Consider the following 22,222-nt stretch of genomic DNA (forward strand, 5'->3'; position numbering starts at 1 on the left):
TTAAAAACCGATGCATTTACTATGTATAAAAATATTACCATACGATTCTGCTGTCGGTCAATGCCCCGTGCAGTTCCTCGTTCCCCCGTACATTCTCGTTACACCAAATGGCAGGCGACAAATCGGTCGGTGCTAACCTCACGAAAAGCAGGCAATTCCTGTCGGCAAATGTCTTTCACATACGGGCAGCGCGTGTGGAATTTGCATCCTGCCGGAGGATTCGCCGGACTTGGCATGTCTCCCTGCAGGACGATGCGTTCGCGCTTGTACTTTGGGATCGGGAGCGGCACAGAGGAGAGCAGTGCTTTGGTGTACGGATGGAGCGGCTCCAAAAACAACTCATCACGCGGTGCCAGCTCCAGCAATGATCCCAAATACATGACTCCGATCCTCGTGCAAAGATGTTCCACGACGCTCAAATCATGGGAAATAAATAAGTACGTCAGCTTCCTTTGCTCCTGCAACTCTGCAAACAAATTGATGATTTGGGCTTGGATCGACACATCCAGAGCAGATACTGGCTCATCCGCGACGATAAAATCAGGATTCATCATAATGGCTCGTGCGATACCGATTCGTTGACGCTGACCTCCCGAGAACTCATGCGGATACCGATCAACATGATAGGACGCCAATCCACATAAATCCATGACCTCTAAGACTCTTTCTCTGACCTCCGCTTGTGGGAGCAGCCCGTGATCAAGCAGCGCTTCCCCCAGTGCTTCTCCGATTCGGACGCGCGGATTCAGCGAGCTGTACGGGTCTTGAAAAATATATTGCATCCGTGGGCGCAATGCTCGGAGCTCTTGGCGATTCAAAGCGTGCACATCGATACCCTGAAAACGGACTTCTCCCTCTGTTTTTTCCAAAAGGCGCAAGATCGTGCGACCTGTCGTGCTTTTCCCGCTGCCGGATTCACCGACCAATCCGAACGTCTCTCCTTTTTGGATGGAAAAGCTGACATCATCCACCGCTTTCACATGGCCAATCGTCCTGCCTAAAAGCCCTCCGGTAATCGGGTAATATTTTTTCAATCGGCACACTTCCAACAAATTACTGTCCACGGGCGATCTCCTCCTCATACAGCCAGCACGCGACCTTTCTGCCGTCTCCCCCATCACGCAAAGGCGGCTGCTTCACCCGGCAAATGGCCAAGCACTGATCGCATCGGTCAAGAAAATAGCAGGCTTCACCAAGTGTCGTCGGATTCGGTACTTGACCAGGAATGGAATACAGCTTGGCTCTGCGTTGATTCAACACAGGCTTGGAGCGGAGCAAGCCTTGTGTATACGGATGCTTCGGCTCCTCAAACAGCTCGACGACAGGAGACACCTCTACCACTTTCCCTGCGTACATCACGACCACTTGATCAGCCATTTCCGCAACAACCCCCAGATCATGCGTGATAAAAAGAATCGCAGTTTGGGCTTCCTCCTTGATTTTGCGCAGCAGATCGAGAATTTGTGCCTGAATGGTCACATCCAAAGCAGTCGTCGGCTCATCGGCGATCAATAGGCGCGGATTGCAGGATATTGCAATCGCAATCATAATACGTTGCAGCATGCCCCCGCTCAATTCATGGGGGAAAGATTTTGCGATTTCTTTTGCCCGTGGGATTCCGACTAGCTCGATCAGCTCAATGGCTCGCGCTTGGGCTGCTTTTTTGCTTAAGCCCTGATGCTCCATGATCGGCTCCATGATTTGCTCACCAATCGTCAGTACGGGATTGAGTGACGACATCGGCTCCTGAAAAATCATGGCCAGCTCATTGCCGCGGAGCTTGCGCATTTCTTCTTTGCTGACTTTTCGCAGGTCACGGCCTGCAAACCATATCTCACCCGAAACGATACTGCCTACCGCCTCTGGGATTAGTCCCATCAATGACATGGCTGCCGCGCTTTTGCCGCAGCCTGACTCGCCTACGATGCATACGGTCTCTCCTTCATAGATGCGCAGATCGAGGGCATCGACTGCTTTGACCACGCCTTGTTCGGACTTGAAGTAGGTGCTTACATTTTGGATTTCGACTAGAGCATTCATGCTTGGCTCACCTGCCTTTTTTTATAAAAGTAGCTGTAGTGGAAGGGGAGAAGTGATTTCCAGTCTACGCTTCGGCCTACGCCCCGCAAGGGGGATTCACTGTCCGCTTCGAAAAAAATGGCGGGAGCGCTTCAAACGTAGAGGTTTCGAGGAAGTAGTCCATGAATGAAGCTGAAATTCCCCGCCATTTTTTCCGAAGCTGGGATGGGCTCCAGAGGCGCTTGGACTGGAAATCACTTCTCCCTGCGCTGCTTCAGTTTTATCTTGAAAGTAGGTTCAAGAAGTTATAAATCATTCAAAAACACCCATCAACGCTTCTGCTTCGGGTCCAAAGCATCTCGCAATCCATCCCCCAACAAATTAATCGAGATGACAGTAGCGAAAATAGCAATACCCGGAGGAACCCACAGCCATGGTCTTTTCTGAAAATCGATTAAGGTATTCGCTGCATCCATCATATTGCCCCATGTCGGCGTTGGCGGGACGACTCCGAGGCCGAAGTACGATAATACGGATTCGCTTAGGATCGCACCACCGACGTTCAAGGTGGCAACGACAATCAAGAGCGGTGTCAGATTGGGCAGCAAATGGAAGAACAGCTTGCGTCTGTCGCGCAGACCGAGGACTTCTGCTGCTTGCATGAATTCACTTTCACGCAGGGTGAGCATCTGGCTGCGGACCATTCGTGCCAAGCCAGGCCAGCCGATCAAGCTCAGCATGACCATGACGATGTAAATGCGGTAGTCGGTCGGGATTTTCCACTCGGAGAGGACTGCGCCCATAATAAACAAGAGCGGTAGACCAGGAATGGTCATGAGCACATCTGCTACGCGCATGATCACTTGATCGACCCACCCGCGGTAAAAGCCAGCCAGCGCACCGAGGAGGGCGCCAATGGAAACGGAGAGCACCATAGAAGCGATACCAACTGTCAATGAGATTCGGCCAGCCTGCATCAATCGCGTCAAAATGTCTCTGCCCAAGCTGTCCGTCCCGATCCAATGGGAGAAGCTCGGCGGCTTATTGATCATAGCCGTATTAATCTTGCCGGATGCGTACGGAGAAAAAAACGGACCGATGAAACACACCACTGCCATGACAAGTAAAAACACAAGTCCAACCATGGCCAGACGCTTCTTTTTCAGTCGCAAAAACGCCTCGTGCCACAAGGACGAACGCAACGCTACCTGCTCCGATCTCGTCACCTCCGCTACTTCACTTACCGTTGATGCCATCGTTTTCCCTCCTATTTCAACCGAACCCGCGGGTCAGCCACTCTGTACAGCAAATCAGCAGATAAGTTTCCGATGACGGTGAGAATCGCCAGGAACATCGTAAAGCCCATCAAGAGCGGGTAGTCCCGTACAGAAAACGCCTGCATGTACAACTGTCCGACACCAGGCCAGTTAAAGATTTTTTCCGTGATGATTGCCCCACCGAACAATGCTGGTAGCTCAAAGCCTAGCAGTGTAATGGCAGGCAGTAGCGCATTGCGCAGCGCGTGCTTGTGCAGAACGACTTTTTCCTTCAGCCCTTTTGCCCGGGCCGTGCGCACGAAGTCTTGTTGAATGACCTCCAGCATGTTCGTGCGGAAATAGCGAGTCAGCGTCCCCACACTCAGCAAAGTCAGCACCGTCACAGGCAAAAACATATGCTGAACCACGTCCCACGCATAGGTGAGCCCTGTTTCCTTGCTGCCGATCATCATCATGCCCCCTGCCGGAAACAGCTTGGCATCGACGGCAAATAACTTGATAAACAGCAGCCCAACGAAAAAGACAGGCAGCGACATCGCAGCAAAAACACCGATCGTCACGAGCGCATCGAACCAGGAATGCTGCCTTGCAGCTGACAGAACTCCGATTGAGATCGCGATTAGCCATGTAAAAAAAGTGGAGGTAATCGCCAGCAAAAACGAATTCCAGATGTAATCGTTTAGCAGCGACATCACCGGCTGTTGGTATTGCAGGGAATAACCAAAATCGCCTTGGAGGGCGTTTTTCATCCAGATGAAATACCGTTCGACGACAGGCTTATCCAGCCCGTACATCGCTTTTAACTCCAGCTTTCGTTCGGCTGTCAGCTTGGGACTCGTATCGACGAAATCACCGGGCGTTAGGGCATACAGGAAAAAAATCAAAATGGATGCGCCGAAGAGCGTCAATGCCATGTAAAAGACCCTTTTCAGGAAGTAGGACGTCATCGTTTGCCTCCTTTCATGCTTGGGGAAAAAAGAAAGCCCAGCCCCAGGGCCGGGCACAACATTCGTGAGTCAGTTACTCGAACTTGTTACTCGATTTTGATGCCAGGCAGGCTGGTCGAAATGCCCGTGAACGGATTCGGCTCCAAGCCCTTGATCTTGCCGTTGTGCGCAGACAAAATTTTGCGGTAGCCGAGGAGGACGTACGGTGGGTCATCGCTCAACTCTTTGTACAGGTCTTTGTAGATTGCTTTGCGCTTCTCGATGTCCAGCGTAGATAGACCTGCTTCCAGCAATTCGTCTACTTTGGCATTGGAGTAGCCATTCGTTCCGGTAAATCCGCTCTTGCCCTTTTTCGTCGAGAAGGCGTCTACACCGTCATCTGGATCGATCAGCATCGTGGTTGAGAACGAAGCGAGGTCGTGATCCCCTTTTTCAGTCCGTGCCAATACGGCGTTGTAGTCCATCATTTCTGCTTCAAACTGGATGCCCAGCTCTTTGTAGTTTTCTTTGGCAATCGGGATCAGAACTTCTCCCAGCTTTCCTTTTGTCGTGTAGTAATGCACGATCAGCTTTTGTCCGTCTTTTTCACGGATTCCGTCCGCGCCAGGCTTCCAGCCCGCTTCATCCAGGAGCTGCTTCGCCTTTTCCGGATTGTAGGCGTACGGATTGACATCCTCCGTATAGGCCCACGAAACAGGGCTAATCGGTACATTGGCGACTTGCGCGTATCCTTGGTAGGTCAGATCCAAAATCTTTTGGCGATCCAGTCCGTAGATGAAGGCTTGGCGGACGCGCTTGTCTTTGAAAAATGGCTTGGAATGATTGAACTTGATGTACGAATAAGCGCTGGATGTGTACAGATTGATATTCACATATCCCAGCTCTTGCAGCTGCTCGATGTTATCCGAGTTGACGGTAAAGGAGTTGTAATCCATTTCCCCTGTCTGGATAAACTGTAGAGCGTCGCCCTCTGTCGTCTTGTAGATAAAGTGCTCAACCTGCGGCTTGCCCTTGTAATAGTGCTCGTTTGCGAGATAGCGGACTTCTTGACCAGGAATGTACGCCTCGAATTTGTAAGGTCCAGCTCCCAATGGCTTGCCGTGTAAGGTGCGAAGATGCTCCAGATTGCCTGGTTTGTACTCCTTGCCGTAGTACGACTTGGAGAGCACCTGCCCGCCTAACAGGACGAGAGATTTGGCGTTCACTTTTTCCGTCGTGATCTGGATCGTCTGTGGATCAATCACCTTGATCCCTTCGATGGTGTTCGCTTTTCCTTCCTTGTATTCACGACCACCCTTGATACTTGCTACGAAAATGTCCGTTTCGCCGTCGTACGTTTTGTCGTGCAGAATTGTCAGTGTAAAGGCTACATCCTCTGCCGTCAGCGGTGAACCATCGCTGAATTTCAGATTCGGTCTCAGGTGGAACGTATACGTGAGCTGGTCAGGTGATACATCCCATTTTTCCGCGAGCTTGGGTACTGGCTTTCCTGTCGCATCGACATCCACCAGTGATTCGAAAATGGCTGAGGTGACGTTGCCATCGTAGCCGTTGTGGTAAAAAAACGGGTTAAACACGCCGCCCGGCTCTGTCAGTCCCGCAATGAATGTATCGGTCCTTTTGGCTGCTGCTTCCGGTAGCTTGGATAAATCCGTAGCCAAATTGATGCCATCTTTTATGTCTTGCACCTTGCTGACAGCAGGTGCTGTTGCATCTGCCGACGGAGCTGCCGTTTGTGTCGAGGTAGCTGGCGCGCTGCCTTCTGAGCTGCACCCTGTGACCAGGAGCGTCCCTAGCAGTAAAGTTGAAATGATTTGCGAAAGCCTTTTTTTCATGGTGATCCTCCTTCATATGCACTCACTCAGTGAAACCGTTCCTCCGGTGGTCCGGTCGGATCAAAAGATAATAACTTATAATTCCTACGTGTTTACTATGAATTAGATTATAGGTATCTACACCTGAACGGTCAACATTTTTTTCCAGACAAAAAAAAGCCCCGATTATTCGAGGCTCTCATAAGTGGCATGTCTTTTATACGGAATGCCTAGTTTTTCACACGCCTGCATCACGAATAGAGAATGTCGCTCCCGCATGGTTTTCTCCATACTCTTTTCCAATCCCCAATCAGATAGATTCGAGGCTGGCCGCAGTGCAGCACACAAATCCCAGTACGGAAGCTGGGTATAATCGAGTCTCTTGCTGCCAGATTGATAGCAAAGGGTAAAATCCTTCATGGCCTCCACTCCAAATGCCCACAAAATCTCCAGTCTGGCATTTCCGAGATCAGATAAGGGGTCGCCGATCGCAGCATCCTCCCAATCGATGACAGCAGCCAGTTTTTCTTCCTTCCACATCGTATTTCCCGGCCAGAAATCGCCATGCAAAAGCGATGCTGCATTCGCTTGGGGCAGCGGCCAAACGGACTCCAGCACTTTGCGAATGAGTCCCTCATCCAATGACTTGTCCAGGATCGCAGGTTTTTTGTGGAGCTTTTCCGTTATCGCTTCTTCTTGTTTCGGCAAATAAGTGCCCGCCAGCCTAAAAGCGTCTACCGAATGGATGCGAGTCAACACGATAGCTGCTTGTTGCAGAAAGCTGGACAAGTCGGCTGGTGCAGCAACTGTCTGTCCTTCTATGAATTCGATGACAAGGCACGGTGTGGGAAACTTATCGCTGGATGCTTCGAGATGATAGGGCGTTGGAGTCGGCAAGCCAGCGGACTTCAGTATTTGCAAAAGTTTGAATTCATCTGATGCGATCTGCGGATTTCGCTTGAGGTCAGCCTGACCGTGCTCGCGGACAACTACTTTTTTCTTCTTGCCTTCAGCAGTCTCCATTTCTAGCGCGGTGACCTGTGCAGAAATCCCTCCTTTTAGCTCCCATGCACGGAGGAGATTGGCTGATGGGTTCATGTTATGTACCAGGCGCGTCCATTTCTCATCCATTATGTTTCCCCCTTTACGCTCCACTGTCTGATTGTTTGTACAGTCCTACCTTCATCATATCCATGTACGATTCTAATTCCGCAAAAAAGGATTGGACATGTGCAAAGCCTTTGTCGTTGGCGTCGTAGTTTTCGCGGACGTACTTTTGCGTCAATGCCTCTACAGCCGACAGCAAAAAATGCAGTGCCTTCTCTGGATCGAACTGCGGTTTGATCAATGACGTATCTACTTGATCCAGAAATAAGGGAAGATATCGCGCATGAAACTGGGCCTCTCTGTCTTCAATCTCAGCCCGGCATTCCTCGGGATAATCGAAAAAGGTCGCAACTGCCATTTGATAAATAGCTGGTTCCTCGGCAAAGAGGGCCATTTTCGCTTGGTTGACATGAAGAAATCGTGCAAAAAAGTCTTGCGGCGCCGCTTCCATTCGCGCCTGTATATAGGCAAAAAAACGCTCGATACAAGCATCGACAATCGCCAGAAACAGTCCCTTTTTATTCCCGAAAAAGTGGAACAGCATCCCCTTTGATACGCCTGCGTTCTGGACGATTTGATTGGTGGAGCCTCGTTCATAGCCTTTCGCGGAAAATTCAACAAGAGCCGCATCCAACAGCTTTCGCTTGTTCGGCTCCAGCGTTTCGTCTTGCCAGATTCCTTTTATGTCCGCCACCTTCTCTCCGTTCTTCTTTTCCCTATCATAACGCATATTGACCAGGTGGTCAAAGCAGAGTTATACTTTCCTCGAAGACTTCATCATCCCTATTCCACCACTAGGAAGTGATGCCTGATGACACGGACTTTGCCCGTATTCGCCCGTATTATCCTTGGATTGATTTTGCTTGGAGCAGGTGTGAATGGGTACATGGTCTTGTTTGGATTCGAGTCTATCTTTCCAACCAGTCCTGCTGCTATGAAGCTTCTGCAGGGGTACTTGCTCGTCTTGGTCAAAACCGTCGAAATCATCTGTGGATTGCTGTTCCTGACCAACCGCTTCGTCCCACTGGCCCTAACCGCCACTGCTCCCCTTGCTGTCAACATCTTGACGTTTCACCTGTTTGTCGATCCCGACATGCTCACAATGGGGCTGATTGTAGCGATTTTGGAAGGGTATTTGCTGTGGAGCTATCGTCATAGTTTTCATCAGTTGATGACGATGTAGAAAAAAGATATATTCCATCAGTTGTGGTCGGGAGAAGCCCTGCCACATGTTTTCCAGTCGCCTGTATCCTCTCTTCGTTCGGGCGGTCTCCTTCCAAACATGTGACAGGACTTTCGTACAGCTGTGGATTCATGCGTGTTTTTAAAACGTTTTGCAAGTTAACACCGGGAAGCTTCTGAAAGAAAATTCGGTTGAAAATAAAACATCTTAGAACCACTTTCAATGATTTAACGAATAGCTACGCCGGAAGAAGCGCATTTCCAGTCCAAGCGCCTCTGGAGCCCATCTTAGCTTCGGAAAAAATGGCGGGGGTTTTCAGCTTCACCTATGAACTACCTCCTCGAAACTTCTACGTTTGAAGCGCTCCCGCCATTTTTTCCGAAGCGGACAGTGTATACCCTTGCTGGGCGTAGGCCGAAGCGTAGACTGGAAATTCGCTTCTTCCCCCCACTACAGCAACGTTTATAAACATAAAAAGTGCCGGTACCAAGAGGTGTACCGGCTTTTCAATATCATCTTTTCGGTAAATGAATCTGCCAAGATAATCCGTAACGATCTTGAACCCATCCGAATTTTTCGCTGAATGGATATTGTCCGAGCGGCATGAGTATTTGTCCATCTGCGGAAAGCTGTCCAAAAACCCGATCAACCTCTTCCTCCGTATCACAGTCCACAAACAACGAAATCGCCGGAGTAAAAGCATGAGAGTCACCGTTCGTATTGTCGATACACATAAAGGTCTGGTCTTTTAAGGTGAAAGTAGCGTGCAGGACTTGTCCATTCTCGTGATGCAATACCTGCCTGATTTCGGAGCGATCAAAAATAGAAGTGTAAAACTTCATCGCTTCTTCCGCTTGTCCGTGGAACATGAAAAACGTAGTGACAGCTTGCACTGACAATCACTCCCTTTCGTGATGATATACGTCTCCATTCTGCCCATTTCTCCCATATGCATAACCACTAGTTTCCCACGTAGAGAAATGATGCGACGACTCGCTATTGAGGCTTAGACTCGGTTACTTCCCCTTTCTCGGATATGCTCGCCCCATAGGAAATGCGGTTGAGCTTGTCGATGATCCTCTGTTTGTTTTTCTCGTCCATGGGAGCAGGCTGACCGTTCGTGAGCTTCACAGGGATTACGCGGCTCTTGCTCCCGTCTTTTGAAAAGGTCAGTTGGACCATCATGGCTTCGCGACCTTTCGGATTGCGCGAGGTGGTAAACACAAAATTCCCTACACTGTAGTAGATTGGCGCCTTTTTATAAAACTCAACGCCCATAATCGAATGGCTGTGCGACCCGACAATGGCATCCACACCGCTGTCGATCAGCTTTTTCGCCATCTCACGCGCATATGGTTCTGGGTAATCCTTATATTCCTGATTCCAGTGCATAACCGCAATCGTAATGTCTGACTCCGCCACTGCCTTTTTAACATGGGACAGCATTGGCTCATACGAGTAGGCATGTGCGAGGCCTGGCTTGTTTTTTCTCGCATACCAACGCTCATTTGGAAGAACACGGCTGATCCCGATGATTGCCACGCGTTTTCCCTTGATCGTTTGGATGTAGGGAGCGAATGCTTCTTCCTCGTTTTTCCCTGCCCCCACGTAACCGATCTTTGCCTTTTTCAGATGCTCCATCGTGTCAGTGAGCGCGTCCATTCCGTAATCCAGCGAGTGATTATTCGCCAGGTTGACCACTTCGATGCCCGCGTTCACGAGCCCCTGCAACGACTCTGGCTTCGCACGATAGGTATATTCCTTTTTCTCCTGACGTCCCCGCGTACTGACTGGTGTCTCCAGATTGCCAATCGTCAGGTCTGCCTGCTTGAGAAAATCGGCGGTTTTTTGAAACGGATAATCTACGCCGTACCGTCCGATCTGATTCCCGACGCTCTTATCGAAAATCATATCCCCGACAAACGCTACCTGAATGGAATCCTGCTCCTGCAACTCCCCTTCGCTGCTCGCCCCGACTGCGCCAGAAGATTCCGTTCCCATCGCAACACAGAGCATCCATGTAGCTACCACCATTACAGCGTGTTTCCATCGTCTCATCTTCATGCCTCTTTCGCCCACTTCTCTTTTTTGCTTCCATTCTAGAAGCGGCGGGATGTGAAGCCTGTTGAAGCATGTCTGGCTTCCGTGGAAATTTCTCGCCGAAAAGTGACGGGCATGCAAAAGATGGCGGTTTGGGGCCTGCTCCCCAAGTCAAAATATTCCTCATTTTTCCAAATGTCGATTTTGCCGATTACAAGTATAATGGACACATAAAATTCTAATACATAGGACGGTATAAACATGCTCCATCATTCCATTATGCTGAAAACGAAAACAGCTATGCCCGCCGTTCGGTCGAATAGCGTTCACAGGAGCCGACTGCTGCAAAAAATGGACGCTGGTCTACAATGCCGACTAACCACATTATACGCCCCAGCCGGTTACGGAAAAACGACCTTGCTCAGTCAATGGGCTCATCAGTACGGCGGTTCCACCGTATGGCTCTCACTCGATGAGATGGATAATGACCTGATTCGCTTTTGGAGATACATCGTATTTACGCTGTCTGAATCTGGCTTCGCTGAACTCTCCGAGCGAATGGAACCAGCCATGAAGGCAACCAGTCATACCTCGATCTTTACCTTCATCGATTCTCTGCTCAATGAACTCGCTGCTACGACACAGCCACTTGCTATCATTCTCGATGACTATCACGTAATCTCGGATGAGACGATTCACAACAGCTTGGCTTATTTTTTGGAATATCTCCCGAGTCACGTCCATCTGTACATCGCCAGTCGCAACACGTTGCCTTTTTCTACAGTCAAATGGAACGTACGCCATGAAGTATGTCATATTGAGGCAGGACAATTTCTTTTCAGTCATCAGGAGACGGATAGCTTTTACCGGCAGGTTCACGATTTACCTCTGACCGAAACACAAATTGAACAGCTGGTGAAGAGTACGGAGGGCTGGATCGCCGCCTTGCAGCTCGCAGCTATTTCACTGGTGAATACGGAGAATCACGATCAATTTTTTGCCGGATTTAAAGGCTCTCATCGCAATATTTCGGAGTATTTGTTTCATGAGGTAATCATGCGACTTCCGGAAGAGGAGCTCAGCTTCTTGCTCAAAACCTCTGTGCTAGCGAGAATGGACGCTCACGTGTGCCACGCTCTGACCGGCCTGCCCCAGTGCCAACAAATGCTGACCCGCTTGCACCGTCAAAACATTTTTTTAATTCCGCTGGATGATTATGGGACATGGTATCGGTATCATCACTTGTTTGCCGATTTTTTGCGCAGTCAATTGGAGCAGACCGCTCCCGGAGAAGCACGCGAGTTGCATCGGCTAGCCAGTGAGAGCTATGCGGAGCGTGGAATGATGGACGAAGCGATCGATCATGCGATTGCCGCTGCCGATTACACGCTGGCTGCAAGCTTCCTTGCGCAACATATTCCAGTACTGCTCCAACGCGGCGAGTTTTCCAGCTTTCTCAGAACGCTGGACAGCATCCCTGATCACGCGAACCATTTCTCACCACTTTTTCGCCTGATCTATGTGTTCCTCTTGGTTGCTTGCGGTTTTACGGATCGGGCAGAGCTTGCCCTCACCCAATTGGAGCAAAGCGCTGCGAGCCTGGAAGACTCGACGGAGCATCAACAGTTTTTGAGCGGGCTGTTTTTTGTTCGAGCGAATCTAGTGTTTGCAACCGGAGATTTTGAGAGCTGGATTGCCAGTTCCTCACAGTTAAGTGGTGAGCTGCCAGAGAGTCCGTTGTTTTACCATTTTAATTACAACACGACTGAGCCGTTTATTCGCCGTACGCGATTCGGGTTAAAAGGGATGCTGTCCGATCAAACAGAGGCTGTCGGTAAGCATTTTTCCAGCATACTCGAAGCTCATGGCTGGAAGGATTCTTTGATCAACCTGTACACCATTCAGGCGTTGGCGGAGGGCCTGTATGAGGAAAACAGGCTGGAAGAAAGCCTCGATCATCTCCAGCGAGTTCGTTTCGTCGCACTGCATAACAAAATACCTGGCCTGCTCGTCCCCTATGCGCTGACTTCCTCCAAGCACAAGCTAGTGGAGGGGAATTTTGTTGCGGCACGAAAAATCATTTCAGAGACACGGGAGACGATCACAAGCTGGGGTGCTTCGTATTGGTTAAACCCATTACAAGCATTTCTCGCACACATCGCGATCCAGGAAGGGGACATTGCTTTGGCGAAAACGGAGTTGTCCAAGCTTCCCCCTTCCATTTTGAATCAGCCTAGCATTCAGAGAGAATTAGAGGTTTTGACCTATGTCCGTTTGCTTCTCGCCCAGCAGCAGGAACAGGAAGCCTTGCGTATTTTAACGGTCCTAAAGCCATCCAGTATTCGCGAGGAGCTGTTGATCAGCCAAGTAGACATCGCCATTCTGCAAGCGCTCGCCCACCAACAGTGCGGCAACAAAAAAGAAGCACTGGCTTTCCTCCACGAAGCACTCTTGATTGGCGGAAACAACTGCTACGTCCGAAGCTTTCTGGACGAAGGTACGGCGATGTCTCACCTCTTGCACGATTACCAGCTACGCTTGAAAAAACGATCCCAACAGCCAGGTCCGTCCGTATCGGCTGCGTACGTCAATCAGCTGCTATCTCTTTTCCCTAAGAAAATGGAGAAAAGAAAAGCTCCTTTGATCGAGCCGCTAACTGGAAAAGAAATGATTATCCTTTCCATGCTGGCCGAAGGAGCATCTAACAAGATGATCGCCGATGAGCTAGGGAATACGCTTGGGACCGTCAAGGTGTATTTGCATCGGATATATGGCAAGCTCGGTGTCACCAATCGCACTCAGGCTCTTCTGAAAGCCCAAGAAATTTCGCTGTTAGAAAATAGCCCTGTTGATTAACGGAATTTTTCACTATGTTCTTGCAGAAAAGCGTCCAGCTTGCGAGGTTCTCTGCCGAGGACACGCCATACATCGTCTGTCGGCTTTTCCGGGATCGCTACTGACATAGCTTGAATTTCAACGACATGACTGGCGAGCCACTCCGGCATGTTTCCGTACTCCATCAGATCACGTCGGAGTGCTTCGCTATCCTTGTTGATGTACGTTATCGGGCGGTCAAGCAGCTCGGACAGCTTGCTCGCAATTTGCGAATAGCTGAAAACCTCAGAACCCGTCAGTGTGTATACACGACCTGCTTTTTCGGGATGGGTCAATGCCTCTGCGGCAACATCGGCGATATCCCGGCAATCGATAAAGTTGCAGGCTGTTTCGCCCATCGCACCGAAGAAAACATGTTGCGTCTGAATTGTCGGTGCGAAACGGAGCAAATTCTGCATAAAGGCGTACGGTCGAAGCACCGTATTTTTCATACCTGATTCTAATAAAGTTCTCTCGATTTCCTGGTGCCATCTCGCTACGGCGACTGGCGCCTTTTCGTCGTAGGCTGGACTGGATATTTTCACAATGTGTTGGATTCCAGCCTCAGCTGCTATGCGAATCATCGCTGTTTCCAGCTCGACCTGATCGGGACTGTTTGAAAGGGAAAGGAAAAGCTGATTCGCACCTGTGAATGCTGTGCGCAATGATTCAGGGTCAGAAGCTTCCGCTGCTGCGACTTCCACCGTAGATTCTGCCCGTTCTCCCATTAGCATCTGAAGTTTTTCCGGTGTTCTGCTCAATGCCCGAGTTGGGACACCAAGCTCTATCAATCGTTTCAAAAGTGCACGTCCTATGGTTCCTGTCGCTCCCATAACTACGATCATTATCTATCTCTCCTCCGTAACTGATTCCATTTCTATTGGTCATGGCTGATGGCACTACGCCACCGCCATGTGATTAACGTGCTGGCGATTATCGCTGATAGCGGGAAGTCGATCCAGACACGGCTTAGCCAAGCTAACGATTCACCGGGAGCAACGATGACGAGTAACTCCGTTGTTAGCCATGCTGCCAACAGACCGATCACCGCCATTGTCATCCCCATAACCGCTACCAGCGCCAAATGAGGCGTGTGGGTGACCCAACGTTTATGTATACCTTGGCTCTGTAACCATCGTCCAAGCAGTGCGGCAATCAATGCAGATGTTCCGCCAATCGTAGTCAATGCTCCTATTTGCAGCCCTTTGTCAGCGGTCATCCATCCTCCAATGCTCGCCATGATTGCAGGAGACAAATAAGCCATGACGACCTCTCGCCATAAAACAAACAATTTCCGCTCGGGACTTGCCCTCTTGATCGGATAAACACCTCCCGATTTTGCAGGATCATGCATGTTTTTCACCTCCTTTCCCTTGTTCTGAATAAGTAATTAGGAACCTAACTATATAAGAGTGAAAATGGGCTAGCTGCCTAGCCCGCTTTACTGCTTACTATTCTTCTGTCAGTGCCGAGATGCCTTGTGTCACGCGGCCTAGCAGGTCGAGAAACACACTGCGCTCCTGAGTATTGAGCAATCCGACCATCGCTTCCAATCTCGCAAAGTGCTCAGGCGCCATTTCACGCAGCTTACTAGCCCCGAGCTCCGTTAACATGACCGATTTTTGCCTGCCATCTTTTGCACTCGCTCGTCGTGAGACTAGGCCGTCGCGCTCGAGGATCTCGATCAGACCGGTAACAGTTGCACGTGTTACACCCAGATGCTCTGCCAATTGTGACGGCAGTACTTCCCCTCCGTTATCTTCAAGGTCTGCCAACAACCGATATCGTCCCGTTGATAAGCCGAATCTGGCAAAATGTATTTCGGCCGCATGCCCTAGCTTGGCTCCTGCCTCCATCAGCCTGGCGGCGACGAGTATAGCTTGTGCATCAACATCGAGTCCATACCGGTCAATCTGGCGTTGCGATTGAACTAGCGATGGGATCGCATCTTCTTGTTTTCTTCCGTTTGAATGGTTTGTCATGGATATAGTATGGCACCTAACTATTTTCCTGTCAACACGCCCCCTCTATTTCGGTGCCATCCTGATTGCCCCATCCAGCCGGATCGTTTCTCCATTCAACATCGGATTGGTGAGGATGCTGTTCACGAGCATCGCGTATTCTTTCGGGTCACCCATGCGAGCGGGAAAAGGAACAGTCGCACCCAACGCAGCTTTTTCAGAGCGCGGGAGCTGATCGAACATCGGCGTGTCAAATAGCCCTGGAGCAATCGCCATAACGCGTATGCCATACCAAGCTAAATCTCTTGCTAGCGGCAGGGTCATGCTTACAATTCCGCCTTTGGAGGCGCTATAGGCAACCTGCCCCACCTGTCCTTCAAAAGCCGCCACCGATGCGGTATTGATGATGACACCCCGCTCCCCCTGTTGGTTCGGCTCGTTTCCTGCCATTTGCTCCACCGCCAACCGAATAACATTAAAAGTACCGATCAGATTGACTGAAATGACTTTGCTAAAGGATTCCAGTGGATGTGGACCGCTTCGCGACAGCGTTTTTTGTACCAAACCAATCCCCGCACAGTTGACCACGGCGTGAATCGTACCGAATGTGCCAGCAGCCTGATCAATGGCCTCCCTTACACTCGCCTCACTCATGACATCGGTATGCACGAACAAAGCATTCTCGCGCCCCAACTCATTCGCCAGCGCTTGCCCCTTCTCCACCGTCAAATCAAGAATGGCTACTTTTCCTCCGTGTTGAACTACATTCCTCACAGCGGCTTCTCCCAAACCGGAAGCACCACCCGTTACAATGGCAACCACTTCCCGCATATCCAAGCCATTCTCTCCCTTCCTCTGCTATTGCATCCGCATTCAGAAAAAAGCTCTGCAAGTTGGATACCAACCGAGCTCCCCCTTGTCGCACGTGGTTTTTCCGAAGCGACAAGCAGTCTGCACCTTCTCAAATCCAGACAGGTGTGAGACAGCTGTGTCCGGGCAAAGGACAATTGTGCTTATCCACTTGTTTTTATTTGTGACCGGAATATTGCTTTATCTCGCTGGTTAAAACATGGGTAAAAACCGGACATTGGTTCGAGAGAGGACCGTTAGAAAGCTTCATGCCTAAAATAAATAGGTAACCATTCTGTGGGTTCATCCGTCTGCTATATAGGAGAATTTTACTAATCATTCATACACCAATTTCGAAGTAGTCAGACGAACTGGAGATGATCTCATGAGTCCTATGGTTTTTTTCAAAAAGGCTGTCCCCGCGAACGCGGAGCAACTCACCCAAATTGCCACTCGCTGCTTCGCAGAGGACGTCCAAAAGTACGGAGAGGGCCCTGCCGGACATGACCAGCCTGACCAGCATATTTTGTTCATGCAAAAGGCCCATTACTATACGATCTTGCTGGATGACCAGATCGTAGGCGGTTTTTGCCTCATTCCAGTCGACCATGAGCATTTGGAGCTGGGGATCATTTATGTCGATCCTGATAAGCAAAACCTGCGTATCGGAAGCCAAACCATGCAGTTCATGGAGGCCGCGTATCCACACATCAAAAAGTGGACGCTCGATACAGGCTATGAAGCGGTGCGCAACCAACATTTCTACGAGAAATGCGGTTACAAAAAGGTCGGCGAGACTGAACCGAACGCAACAAATGGTTTTTATAAATTCAGGTACGAAAAACGGATACCTAAATAGATAGATGGAAAAGGGAGAACAGCTACAGGCCATTCTCCCTTAGTTCTTTTGTCGCCCTTATTTTCGAATGCCCTTCCTGGTCGCCAATTCTAAGTAGTATGTTGTTTCTGCCTGTGTTTCCTTCGTAAATGCTTCACTTACCGCATATGCCGGCTCCACATGGATTTCTCTCAGCTTTTGCAAAAAGGCTGGGTCCTTTTCCATCTTGGCAATCGCTTCTTCCCATTTGCGGATAATCGACGCTGGCGTTCCTTTGGCAAACGACACTCCCGTCCACCAGAAAACCGACAAGCCTTGAACGCCTTGCTCCTCCGCTGTAGGAACGTCAGGTAGGAATGGACTTCGCGTGTCACCGGATACGGCGAGGATTTTGACCTTGCCTGCTTGCAGCATCGGCATGATCTCCCCCACTGTATGCACCGCCAAAATCGCGTGCCCTCCAGCGACTTTCGGGACGGAGTCAGATGCGCCTTTCGTCACGATCATTCTCGTCTTGGCGAAGTCAGCCCCAATCACATCCAACCACTCTGCTACCCCAAAAGCGGAAAAACCTGCTGGCCCTACAGAAGTCCATGTTAACTGCTCCGGATTCGCACGAACCCACGCGGAAAATTCAGCGAAATCTTTCCAAGGTGCGTCGACTTTCACAGCAAAAGCAAGCGTCCCTTTGCCAATCCTGGCTGTATAGACTTGATCCTCGTTTGTAATCGGCGGTGTTTTCATCCCGGCAGCGAGCATCGTTGTATTGGATACATTGACAGCAAGTGCTGTGTAACCATCGTTTTTGGCTTGCTTCAAAGCATACTCCGCTCCTACCGCCCCACCACCTCCCGCCTTGTTGACGACGACGATGGGCTGCCCCCATTCCTTGCTCAAATAATCTGCTGCCGCTCTGGCCACGAGATCAACTCCGCCCCCGGCAGAATACGGCACGATATACTCCACCTGCTTCGATGGATAAGCCGACTCGGCTGCACCTTGATTTCCACATGCGCTAACGGCTGCCGCCAAAAGTAACGACAAGATGACAGCTGCCCATTGTTTATACCCTTTCAATGACTCTTCCTCCCTACGCGACATCTACTCCCCGGTCTCGCTCTTCTTTCAGCCGTTGCTGTGTCCGGCGGTTCAGCATCATGGAGATGATCAAGAGTGCTCCAGCTGCCAGCAAGATGGTCAACGATAGAGGCCGAAACAAAATAATGCTGAGATCACCCGCGCCCATCGCCATCGTTTGAATGAAGGATTCTTCCAGAAGAGGTCCCAGAATGAAGCACAACACCAGCGGAACAACTGGCCATTTATATTTGGAGAAAACATACCCAAGTCCGCCAAACAGAAACGCTACCCACACATCAAACATGCTGTTGCGCACACTGTATGCCCCAATCGTGCAGAACATCAGGATGATCGGAGCCATGATGCCATATGGTACTCTCGTTAGTTTGACCCACACCCATACCATCGGGAGGTTCAGCACAAGAAGCATCGCATTGCCCACGAACATCGAAGCGATGACCGTCCAGACGAAGCTCGCATTTTGTTCAAACAAAACAGGGCCTGGCGTCAATCCATAGATCATCAAGCCTGCCAACAAAATCGCCAGCGGCGGTGAGGAAGGAATCCCGAGCGAAAACAGCGGGATGAAGCCCGCACTGCTCGTCGCATTATTCGCTGCCTCTGGTGCCGCCACCCCTTCGATCGCTCCCTGACCAAACTTCTCGGGATGCCTCGATAGCTTTTTCTCCATATCGTACGCCAAAAACGACGTGATCGCAGCCGAACAGCCTGGCAGCAATCCAAGAAAAAAGCCGATAATCCCGCCCCTCAGCATAGGCCCAGCACTTACTCTCAAGTCTTCCTTTTTCGGGTAGACACTCCCTGGCTTGCCAAGCAGGGTAGCTGTGTGTTTTTCATCGATCCCTTTGAGGACTTCCGTAATCGCAAACAACCCGATAATGATGCTAATCATGTCAAAACCGCCGACCAATGCCGAGACGCCGTAATCAAAGCGCGGCATGCCCGAAGAGGGTCCCAGTCCAACTAGAGCGAGCGTATAGCCGAATGCCCCCATCAAAAACGATTTGACCAATGATCCTCCTGATAGACTGACCATCAGCGTGAGAGCCAAAATCATCAGCGCAAAGTATTCAGGCGGTCCGAATTTTAAGGCTTGATCTGCCAGAATCGGAGCGAAAAAGACGAGGCCGATTACCCCCAGTACCCCTGCACCAAACGAAGCCAGTGCGGATATCCCCAATGCCGGCCCACCTCTCCCTTTTTTCGCGAGCGGATAGCCATCCAAACACGTGGGGACTGACGATAGCTCCCCCGGGATATTGAGCAGAATGGCAGTCGTCGAACCGCCGTACATGGCACCGTAATAAATCCCTGCCAGCATGATCATCCCTTGTGTCGGCTCCAGTACGGCTGTCACCGGAAGCAGAATCGCGATGGCAGAAGTGGGACCAAGACCGGGCAACACGCCTACAAAGGTGCCAATAAGAGCGCCAAGTGCTGCCATAAGCAGATGCTCCGGCGTGAGGGCTGAAGCAAAACCAGCCAGTAGTAATTGGAACGTCTCGATGATCAGCACCTCCTTATCATGCTTGCTCTAAAACCAATCGCCTCCAGGCAGCGTGATATGCAGCGAGTAGATGAACACCACATACAGCCCCCCTGTCAAAAGGACGGAGTACACGATGGACGTACGCCACCGATAGCTGCCGATCAATATAAAAAAGACAAAGGAGACAAAGAGCGTCGCCATTGTGTAGCCGATCGCGCCGAGCAGCCAGACATACAGCAACAGGAATAAAAAGCAAAGCAGCAGGCGCAGCCTTTTTCCAGGAAAAAGCGGTCCGGGATTTGGCGAAGAGGCTTCCTCTGTCGCGCGGAATGATTGGACCAGCAGCACACCCCCGAGCATGAAAAACAGTAAGCCGAGAATAGCAGGCAACGTGTGATCCCCTACGTACAAGGACGTCGAAAATGCCTCCAGACGATAGGCCTCGAATGATAGGACGACTCCAAGAAACATACTTAGGAGGGCACCGATAAAATCTGGCTGATTATCCGGGCGTCTCATGTGTATCACCTCAGCAAAAAAGCTACCACCAGCCTATGGCATATGCGCCCATTGTGTGCGAAAGCATAAAAAAACTACCATAGCCAGTCCGTATGGGACACAGCGTATGGTAGTCATTTACATTTTGATTTCAACTTCGTTCCATTTCGATTTGGTCGCTCAGACGAATAATGGCATGAGCGACCTTCGCTTCATACGTCTCATTGCTTTCGAACTCGCTCCAAAGCTCTTTGATATCGCCGCTCGAAACATCGTGGATCATGAGCATTTTCAAAAGCTTCTCCATATTGGCTTGATTGCGGATCAAATGAGGCTCCATCCGCTTAACCACCATCCATAATTTTTGCGAATTAACCATCGTCATCGTCACCATCTGCATCCGCTACCTCCAAACCAATTATAACTACATATAACTAGTTATAATTAATTATAACGAATTACTCAAGTGAAAATGTTGTCTTCCGAAGTCACCTTTTTGCGTATAAGAAATGCCCTCCAATTGGAGGGCATTGATTGTATGGTTCAGTATGTTGCTTATGTTTCTACTGTCAGAGAAAAAAGATGATTACCAAGGCTCCGGCCAGCCATATTGTATAATCAGATTAGATTGCTTGGCTGGTTGTTCTACTAAAACCGGCATTGTAATGAAGGCGGTTAACATACACAAAGACAATATCCATTTCTTCATGACCTATACCTCCTGTTTGGATCTATGATTACTTCCATTATACACGTTTACCAATTTATGGAGTATACCAAAAGGAAGATTTTTTTTCTTTGACACATAGAATTCAAAAAGTACGCTCAGACTCTTATCTGCTTGTTTTATCTCATTGATTGCGCGATAGTAATTCACGCTCTCCACAAGACTATCGATTCCTAAGTCTGCTTCGTCTTTTTGAATGTAAAAGGTGCCCTTTGTTCGGAAATACAGTCCCATTTGATTGTATTGATTCGGAGTAGTTAAATTCTCTGGCAAGATCGATGCTTCTGCCAAAAATAGTTCACGGATTTTCTCTTCTTCTCCTACCTGGATATAAATCTCTAGCAAATCATTCGCAATCACAATTTTTTCATCCTGTGCTTGTTGCGCAAGACACTCTTGTAATACCGGAATGGCTTTATCAAATTTCCCTGTCTTTCCGTATAGTTTCCCCCGAATATGTCTGGCATGTTTATGTACCTCGGGATAATCGAACATTTCGTATCTCTCCAGATAAAAATGTCCTAATGTGTAGTCCTCCAACTCAAAATAGGAAATGATGATCGCAAGAATCGCTGCTGCTTTTTGCTCACTCTGACTATGGTCGATTTCAAGTCCTTGTTTACACAGATGAATACAATCTGAATAGAATCCAAGACGCAATGCATGGAAGGAAAATTTATAGTAGGTCAAAATTCGCTCATTGATATGCAGATAGGACGTGTAGTGTAATAGCTCCTTGCCTTCTACATAGGTTTGATCTAATTGGCTTAGATTTTCACGTCGAATCATGTATCGTTGGAAAAGCGATCTTGCCAGATATAAAGGAATTCCGTGCTCACGTGAGTAATCACAAATCACGTCATAAAGAGCCAAGCGCAGTTCTTCATTCCCTTCCATTCCCGCGCTTTGATACAGATAGTCTAAAGAAAGAAATGTATTGCTTTTGGGACAATTTAGCAATTGCAAAGCTACTTTGTTGGTAAGAACCACATTCTTCTCTTGCATCACAGCCTCTAATAGAGACCGAAGTGTCGCTTCGCGCTTAATTTTATATAAATAGGGTACGATCGCTGTATAAAGTGGAATATCTAGTGCTTTTGCCAGCTTCATTACATGCTGCATATTTGGTAAAGTAAAGGCATCAGATTCTATCTTACTAATGGTTCCAGAAGCTACACCTGTTCTTTCTGATAACTCAGTCAGTGTTAAGTTTGCTCTATTTCGATATACTCGTAATATGCCCCCAAAGGTCTTTCCCTCTGAAATCACAGCAAATACACCCTCCTGATGATTCCTTTTTATGGATATGATAGCACATTAAACCACGAATGATATAATCGATTTGAATCATTTTTTAAATAGATTACACTTTTTAATAGAGTGAAGGAAGAAAAAATAGATCGATCATACCTATACTTGGCAACATAAAAGGCTTCCATCCAAATTTGAGTGGATGAAGCCTTTATGCGAATCGAGCAATTTGGTTTACTGAATGTGA

General features: G+C 49.2%; 22 protein-coding genes. 3 read left to right on the forward strand and 19 right to left on the reverse strand.

Translation table 11 applies throughout. The annotated features are described in order from the left end of the window. Window positions 1-98: 98 nt before the first annotated feature. The 7 genes from ACUUHJ_RS24915 to ACUUHJ_RS24945 form a co-directional block, all read right to left on the reverse strand. A complete protein-coding gene (locus tag ACUUHJ_RS24915) occupies window positions 99-1,064 on the reverse strand; it encodes an ABC transporter ATP-binding protein (protein ID WP_289674264.1) in 966 nt (321 codons plus the stop codon). Then, a complete protein-coding gene (locus ACUUHJ_RS24920; protein WP_289674266.1) occupies window positions 1,054-2,040 on the reverse strand; it encodes an ABC transporter ATP-binding protein in 987 nt (328 codons plus the stop codon). The genes ACUUHJ_RS24915 and ACUUHJ_RS24920 overlap by 11 nt, the downstream gene beginning before the upstream one ends. Before the next feature lie 308 nt (window positions 2,041-2,348). Then, the gene (opp4C, locus tag ACUUHJ_RS24925; protein ID WP_472300211.1) at window positions 2,349-3,275 is read right to left on the reverse strand and encodes an oligopeptide ABC transporter permease; all 927 of its coding nucleotides are present in this window, start codon (window positions 3,273-3,275) and stop codon (window positions 2,349-2,351) included. 11 nt (window positions 3,276-3,286) lie between these two features. Further along, window positions 3,287-4,243, reverse strand: coding sequence for an ABC transporter permease (locus tag ACUUHJ_RS24930; protein ID WP_372678708.1), 957 nt, complete (start codon window positions 4,241-4,243; stop codon window positions 3,287-3,289). A gap of 86 nt (window positions 4,244-4,329) precedes the next feature. Further along, complete coding sequence (locus ACUUHJ_RS24935) at window positions 4,330-6,078, reverse strand: ABC transporter substrate-binding protein (protein WP_472300212.1); 1,749 nt, start codon at window positions 6,076-6,078, stop codon at window positions 4,330-4,332. Window positions 6,079-6,243: 165 nt separating this feature from the next. Beyond that, window positions 6,244-7,188, reverse strand: a complete 945-nt coding sequence (locus ACUUHJ_RS24940) for a phosphotransferase family protein (RefSeq protein ID WP_289674271.1) — start codon at window positions 7,186-7,188, stop codon at window positions 6,244-6,246. Window positions 7,189-7,201: 13 nt separating this feature from the next. Beyond that, window positions 7,202-7,858 carry a TetR/AcrR family transcriptional regulator gene (locus ACUUHJ_RS24945; RefSeq protein ID WP_472300214.1) on the reverse strand — a complete coding sequence of 219 codons (657 nt, stop codon included), beginning with the start codon at window positions 7,856-7,858 and terminating at the stop codon, window positions 7,202-7,204. Window positions 7,859-7,975: 117 nt separating this feature from the next. Here ACUUHJ_RS24945 and ACUUHJ_RS24950 point away from each other — a divergent pair, with 117 nt between their 5' ends. Then, window positions 7,976-8,347 (forward strand): hypothetical protein, encoded by a 372-nt coding sequence (locus tag ACUUHJ_RS24950; protein WP_289674273.1) that lies wholly within the window; start codon window positions 7,976-7,978, stop codon window positions 8,345-8,347. A 512-nt stretch (window positions 8,348-8,859) separates the two neighbouring features. Here the strand turns inward: ACUUHJ_RS24950 and ACUUHJ_RS24955 are convergent. Both ACUUHJ_RS24955 and ACUUHJ_RS24960 read right to left on the reverse strand, forming a co-directional pair. Continuing rightward, window positions 8,860-9,246 carry a VOC family protein gene (locus ACUUHJ_RS24955; protein ID WP_472300216.1) on the reverse strand — a complete coding sequence of 129 codons (387 nt, stop codon included), beginning with the start codon at window positions 9,244-9,246 and terminating at the stop codon, window positions 8,860-8,862. A gap of 97 nt (window positions 9,247-9,343) precedes the next feature. Beyond that, window positions 9,344-10,411, reverse strand: coding sequence for a CapA family protein (locus tag ACUUHJ_RS24960; protein ID WP_472300218.1), 1,068 nt, complete (start codon window positions 10,409-10,411; stop codon window positions 9,344-9,346). A gap of 237 nt (window positions 10,412-10,648) precedes the next feature. Between ACUUHJ_RS24960 and ACUUHJ_RS24965 the strand changes: the two genes are divergently transcribed. Then, on the forward strand, window positions 10,649-13,243 hold the full coding sequence (locus tag ACUUHJ_RS24965) for a winged helix-turn-helix domain-containing protein (RefSeq protein WP_472300220.1): 2,595 nt from the start codon (window positions 10,649-10,651) through the stop codon (window positions 13,241-13,243). Here the strand turns inward: ACUUHJ_RS24965 and ACUUHJ_RS24970 are convergent. The 4 genes from ACUUHJ_RS24970 to ACUUHJ_RS24985 all read right to left on the reverse strand — a co-directional run bounded on the left by ACUUHJ_RS24970 (window position 13,240) and on the right by ACUUHJ_RS24985 (window position 16,059). Then, the gene (locus tag ACUUHJ_RS24970; protein ID WP_015892877.1) at window positions 13,240-14,106 is read right to left on the reverse strand and encodes an SDR family oxidoreductase; all 867 of its coding nucleotides are present in this window, start codon (window positions 14,104-14,106) and stop codon (window positions 13,240-13,242) included. The genes ACUUHJ_RS24965 and ACUUHJ_RS24970 overlap by 4 nt on opposite strands. Window positions 14,107-14,138: 32 nt before the next feature. Continuing rightward, window positions 14,139-14,615: a hypothetical protein gene (locus ACUUHJ_RS24975; RefSeq protein WP_472300222.1), complete on the reverse strand. Its 477-nt coding sequence runs from the start codon at window positions 14,613-14,615 to the stop codon at window positions 14,139-14,141. A gap of 97 nt (window positions 14,616-14,712) precedes the next feature. Then, window positions 14,713-15,243 carry a MarR family winged helix-turn-helix transcriptional regulator gene (locus ACUUHJ_RS24980; protein ID WP_289674279.1) on the reverse strand — a complete coding sequence of 177 codons (531 nt, stop codon included), beginning with the start codon at window positions 15,241-15,243 and terminating at the stop codon, window positions 14,713-14,715. Window positions 15,244-15,288: 45 nt separating this feature from the next. Continuing rightward, the gene (locus ACUUHJ_RS24985; RefSeq protein WP_472300224.1) at window positions 15,289-16,059 is read right to left on the reverse strand and encodes a 3-hydroxyacyl-CoA dehydrogenase; all 771 of its coding nucleotides are present in this window, start codon (window positions 16,057-16,059) and stop codon (window positions 15,289-15,291) included. Between the two features lie 397 nt (window positions 16,060-16,456). On the opposite strand from ACUUHJ_RS24985, the gene ACUUHJ_RS24990 reads away from it, so the two are divergent. Continuing rightward, on the forward strand, window positions 16,457-16,930 hold the full coding sequence (locus ACUUHJ_RS24990; protein WP_015892881.1) for a GNAT family N-acetyltransferase: 474 nt from the start codon (window positions 16,457-16,459) through the stop codon (window positions 16,928-16,930). A 57-nt stretch (window positions 16,931-16,987) separates the two neighbouring features. Here the strand turns inward: ACUUHJ_RS24990 and ACUUHJ_RS24995 are convergent, their stop codons facing one another. The 6 genes from ACUUHJ_RS24995 to ACUUHJ_RS25020 all read right to left on the reverse strand — a co-directional run bounded on the left by ACUUHJ_RS24995 (window position 16,988) and on the right by ACUUHJ_RS25020 (window position 21,993). Then, complete coding sequence (locus tag ACUUHJ_RS24995; RefSeq protein WP_289674281.1) at window positions 16,988-18,010, reverse strand: tripartite tricarboxylate transporter substrate binding protein; 1,023 nt, start codon at window positions 18,008-18,010, stop codon at window positions 16,988-16,990. After that, entirely contained in the window at window positions 18,000-19,526 is a 1,527-nt protein-coding gene (locus tag ACUUHJ_RS25000) for a tripartite tricarboxylate transporter permease (protein WP_472300225.1), read from the reverse strand. Before ACUUHJ_RS25000 ends, ACUUHJ_RS24995 begins: the two co-directional genes overlap by 11 nt. An 18-nt stretch (window positions 19,527-19,544) precedes the next feature. Beyond that, entirely contained in the window at window positions 19,545-20,018 is a 474-nt protein-coding gene (locus ACUUHJ_RS25005; protein ID WP_472300227.1) for a tripartite tricarboxylate transporter TctB family protein, read from the reverse strand. A gap of 130 nt (window positions 20,019-20,148) precedes the next feature. Further along, complete coding sequence (locus tag ACUUHJ_RS25010) at window positions 20,149-20,397, reverse strand: HD domain-containing protein (protein ID WP_472300229.1); 249 nt, start codon at window positions 20,395-20,397, stop codon at window positions 20,149-20,151. A gap of 186 nt (window positions 20,398-20,583) precedes the next feature. Next, entirely contained in the window at window positions 20,584-20,706 is a 123-nt protein-coding gene (locus ACUUHJ_RS25015; protein WP_016742160.1) for a hypothetical protein, read from the reverse strand. A gap of 3 nt (window positions 20,707-20,709) precedes the next feature. Further along, on the reverse strand, window positions 20,710-21,993 hold the full coding sequence (locus tag ACUUHJ_RS25020; protein ID WP_289674287.1) for a helix-turn-helix domain-containing protein: 1,284 nt from the start codon (window positions 21,991-21,993) through the stop codon (window positions 20,710-20,712). Window positions 21,994-22,222: the final 229 nt, after the last annotated feature.

This window comes from Brevibacillus schisleri, from assembly GCF_055685845.1.

Bases quoted from the DNA above. Each gene is read 5' to 3' on its own strand.
- ACUUHJ_RS25015 (WP_016742160.1), bottom strand. From the start codon at position 20,706: ATGAAGAAATGGATATTGTCTTTGTGTATGTTAACCGCCTTCATTACA.
- ACUUHJ_RS24920 (WP_289674266.1), bottom strand. From the start codon at position 2,040: ATGAATGCTCTAGTCGAAATCCAAAATGTAAGCACCTACTTCAAGTCC.
- ACUUHJ_RS24960 (WP_472300218.1), bottom strand. From the start codon at position 10,411: ATGAAGATGAGACGATGGAAACACGCTGTAATGGTGGTAGCTACATGG.
- ACUUHJ_RS24995 (WP_289674281.1), bottom strand. From the start codon at position 18,010: ATGTCGCGTAGGGAGGAAGAGTCATTGAAAGGGTATAAACAATGGGCA.
- ACUUHJ_RS25010 (WP_472300229.1), bottom strand. From the start codon at position 20,397: ATGCAGATGGTGACGATGACGATGGTTAATTCGCAAAAATTATGGATG.
- ACUUHJ_RS24980 (WP_289674279.1), bottom strand. From the start codon at position 15,243: ATGACAAACCATTCAAACGGAAGAAAACAAGAAGATGCGATCCCATCG.
- ACUUHJ_RS24965 (WP_472300220.1), top strand. From the start codon at position 10,649: ATGCTCCATCATTCCATTATGCTGAAAACGAAAACAGCTATGCCCGCC.
- ACUUHJ_RS25005 (WP_472300227.1), bottom strand. From the start codon at position 20,018: ATGAGACGCCCGGATAATCAGCCAGATTTTATCGGTGCCCTCCTAAGT.
- ACUUHJ_RS24990 (WP_015892881.1), top strand. From the start codon at position 16,457: ATGAGTCCTATGGTTTTTTTCAAAAAGGCTGTCCCCGCGAACGCGGAG.
- opp4C (WP_472300211.1), bottom strand. From the start codon at position 3,275: ATGGCATCAACGGTAAGTGAAGTAGCGGAGGTGACGAGATCGGAGCAG.
- ACUUHJ_RS24950 (WP_289674273.1), top strand. From the start codon at position 7,976: ATGACACGGACTTTGCCCGTATTCGCCCGTATTATCCTTGGATTGATT.
- ACUUHJ_RS24975 (WP_472300222.1), bottom strand. From the start codon at position 14,615: ATGCATGATCCTGCAAAATCGGGAGGTGTTTATCCGATCAAGAGGGCA.
- ACUUHJ_RS24970 (WP_015892877.1), bottom strand. From the start codon at position 14,106: ATGATCGTAGTTATGGGAGCGACAGGAACCATAGGACGTGCACTTTTG.
- ACUUHJ_RS24935 (WP_472300212.1), bottom strand. From the start codon at position 6,078: ATGAAAAAAAGGCTTTCGCAAATCATTTCAACTTTACTGCTAGGGACG.
- ACUUHJ_RS24930 (WP_372678708.1), bottom strand. From the start codon at position 4,243: ATGACGTCCTACTTCCTGAAAAGGGTCTTTTACATGGCATTGACGCTC.
- ACUUHJ_RS24940 (WP_289674271.1), bottom strand. From the start codon at position 7,188: ATGGATGAGAAATGGACGCGCCTGGTACATAACATGAACCCATCAGCC.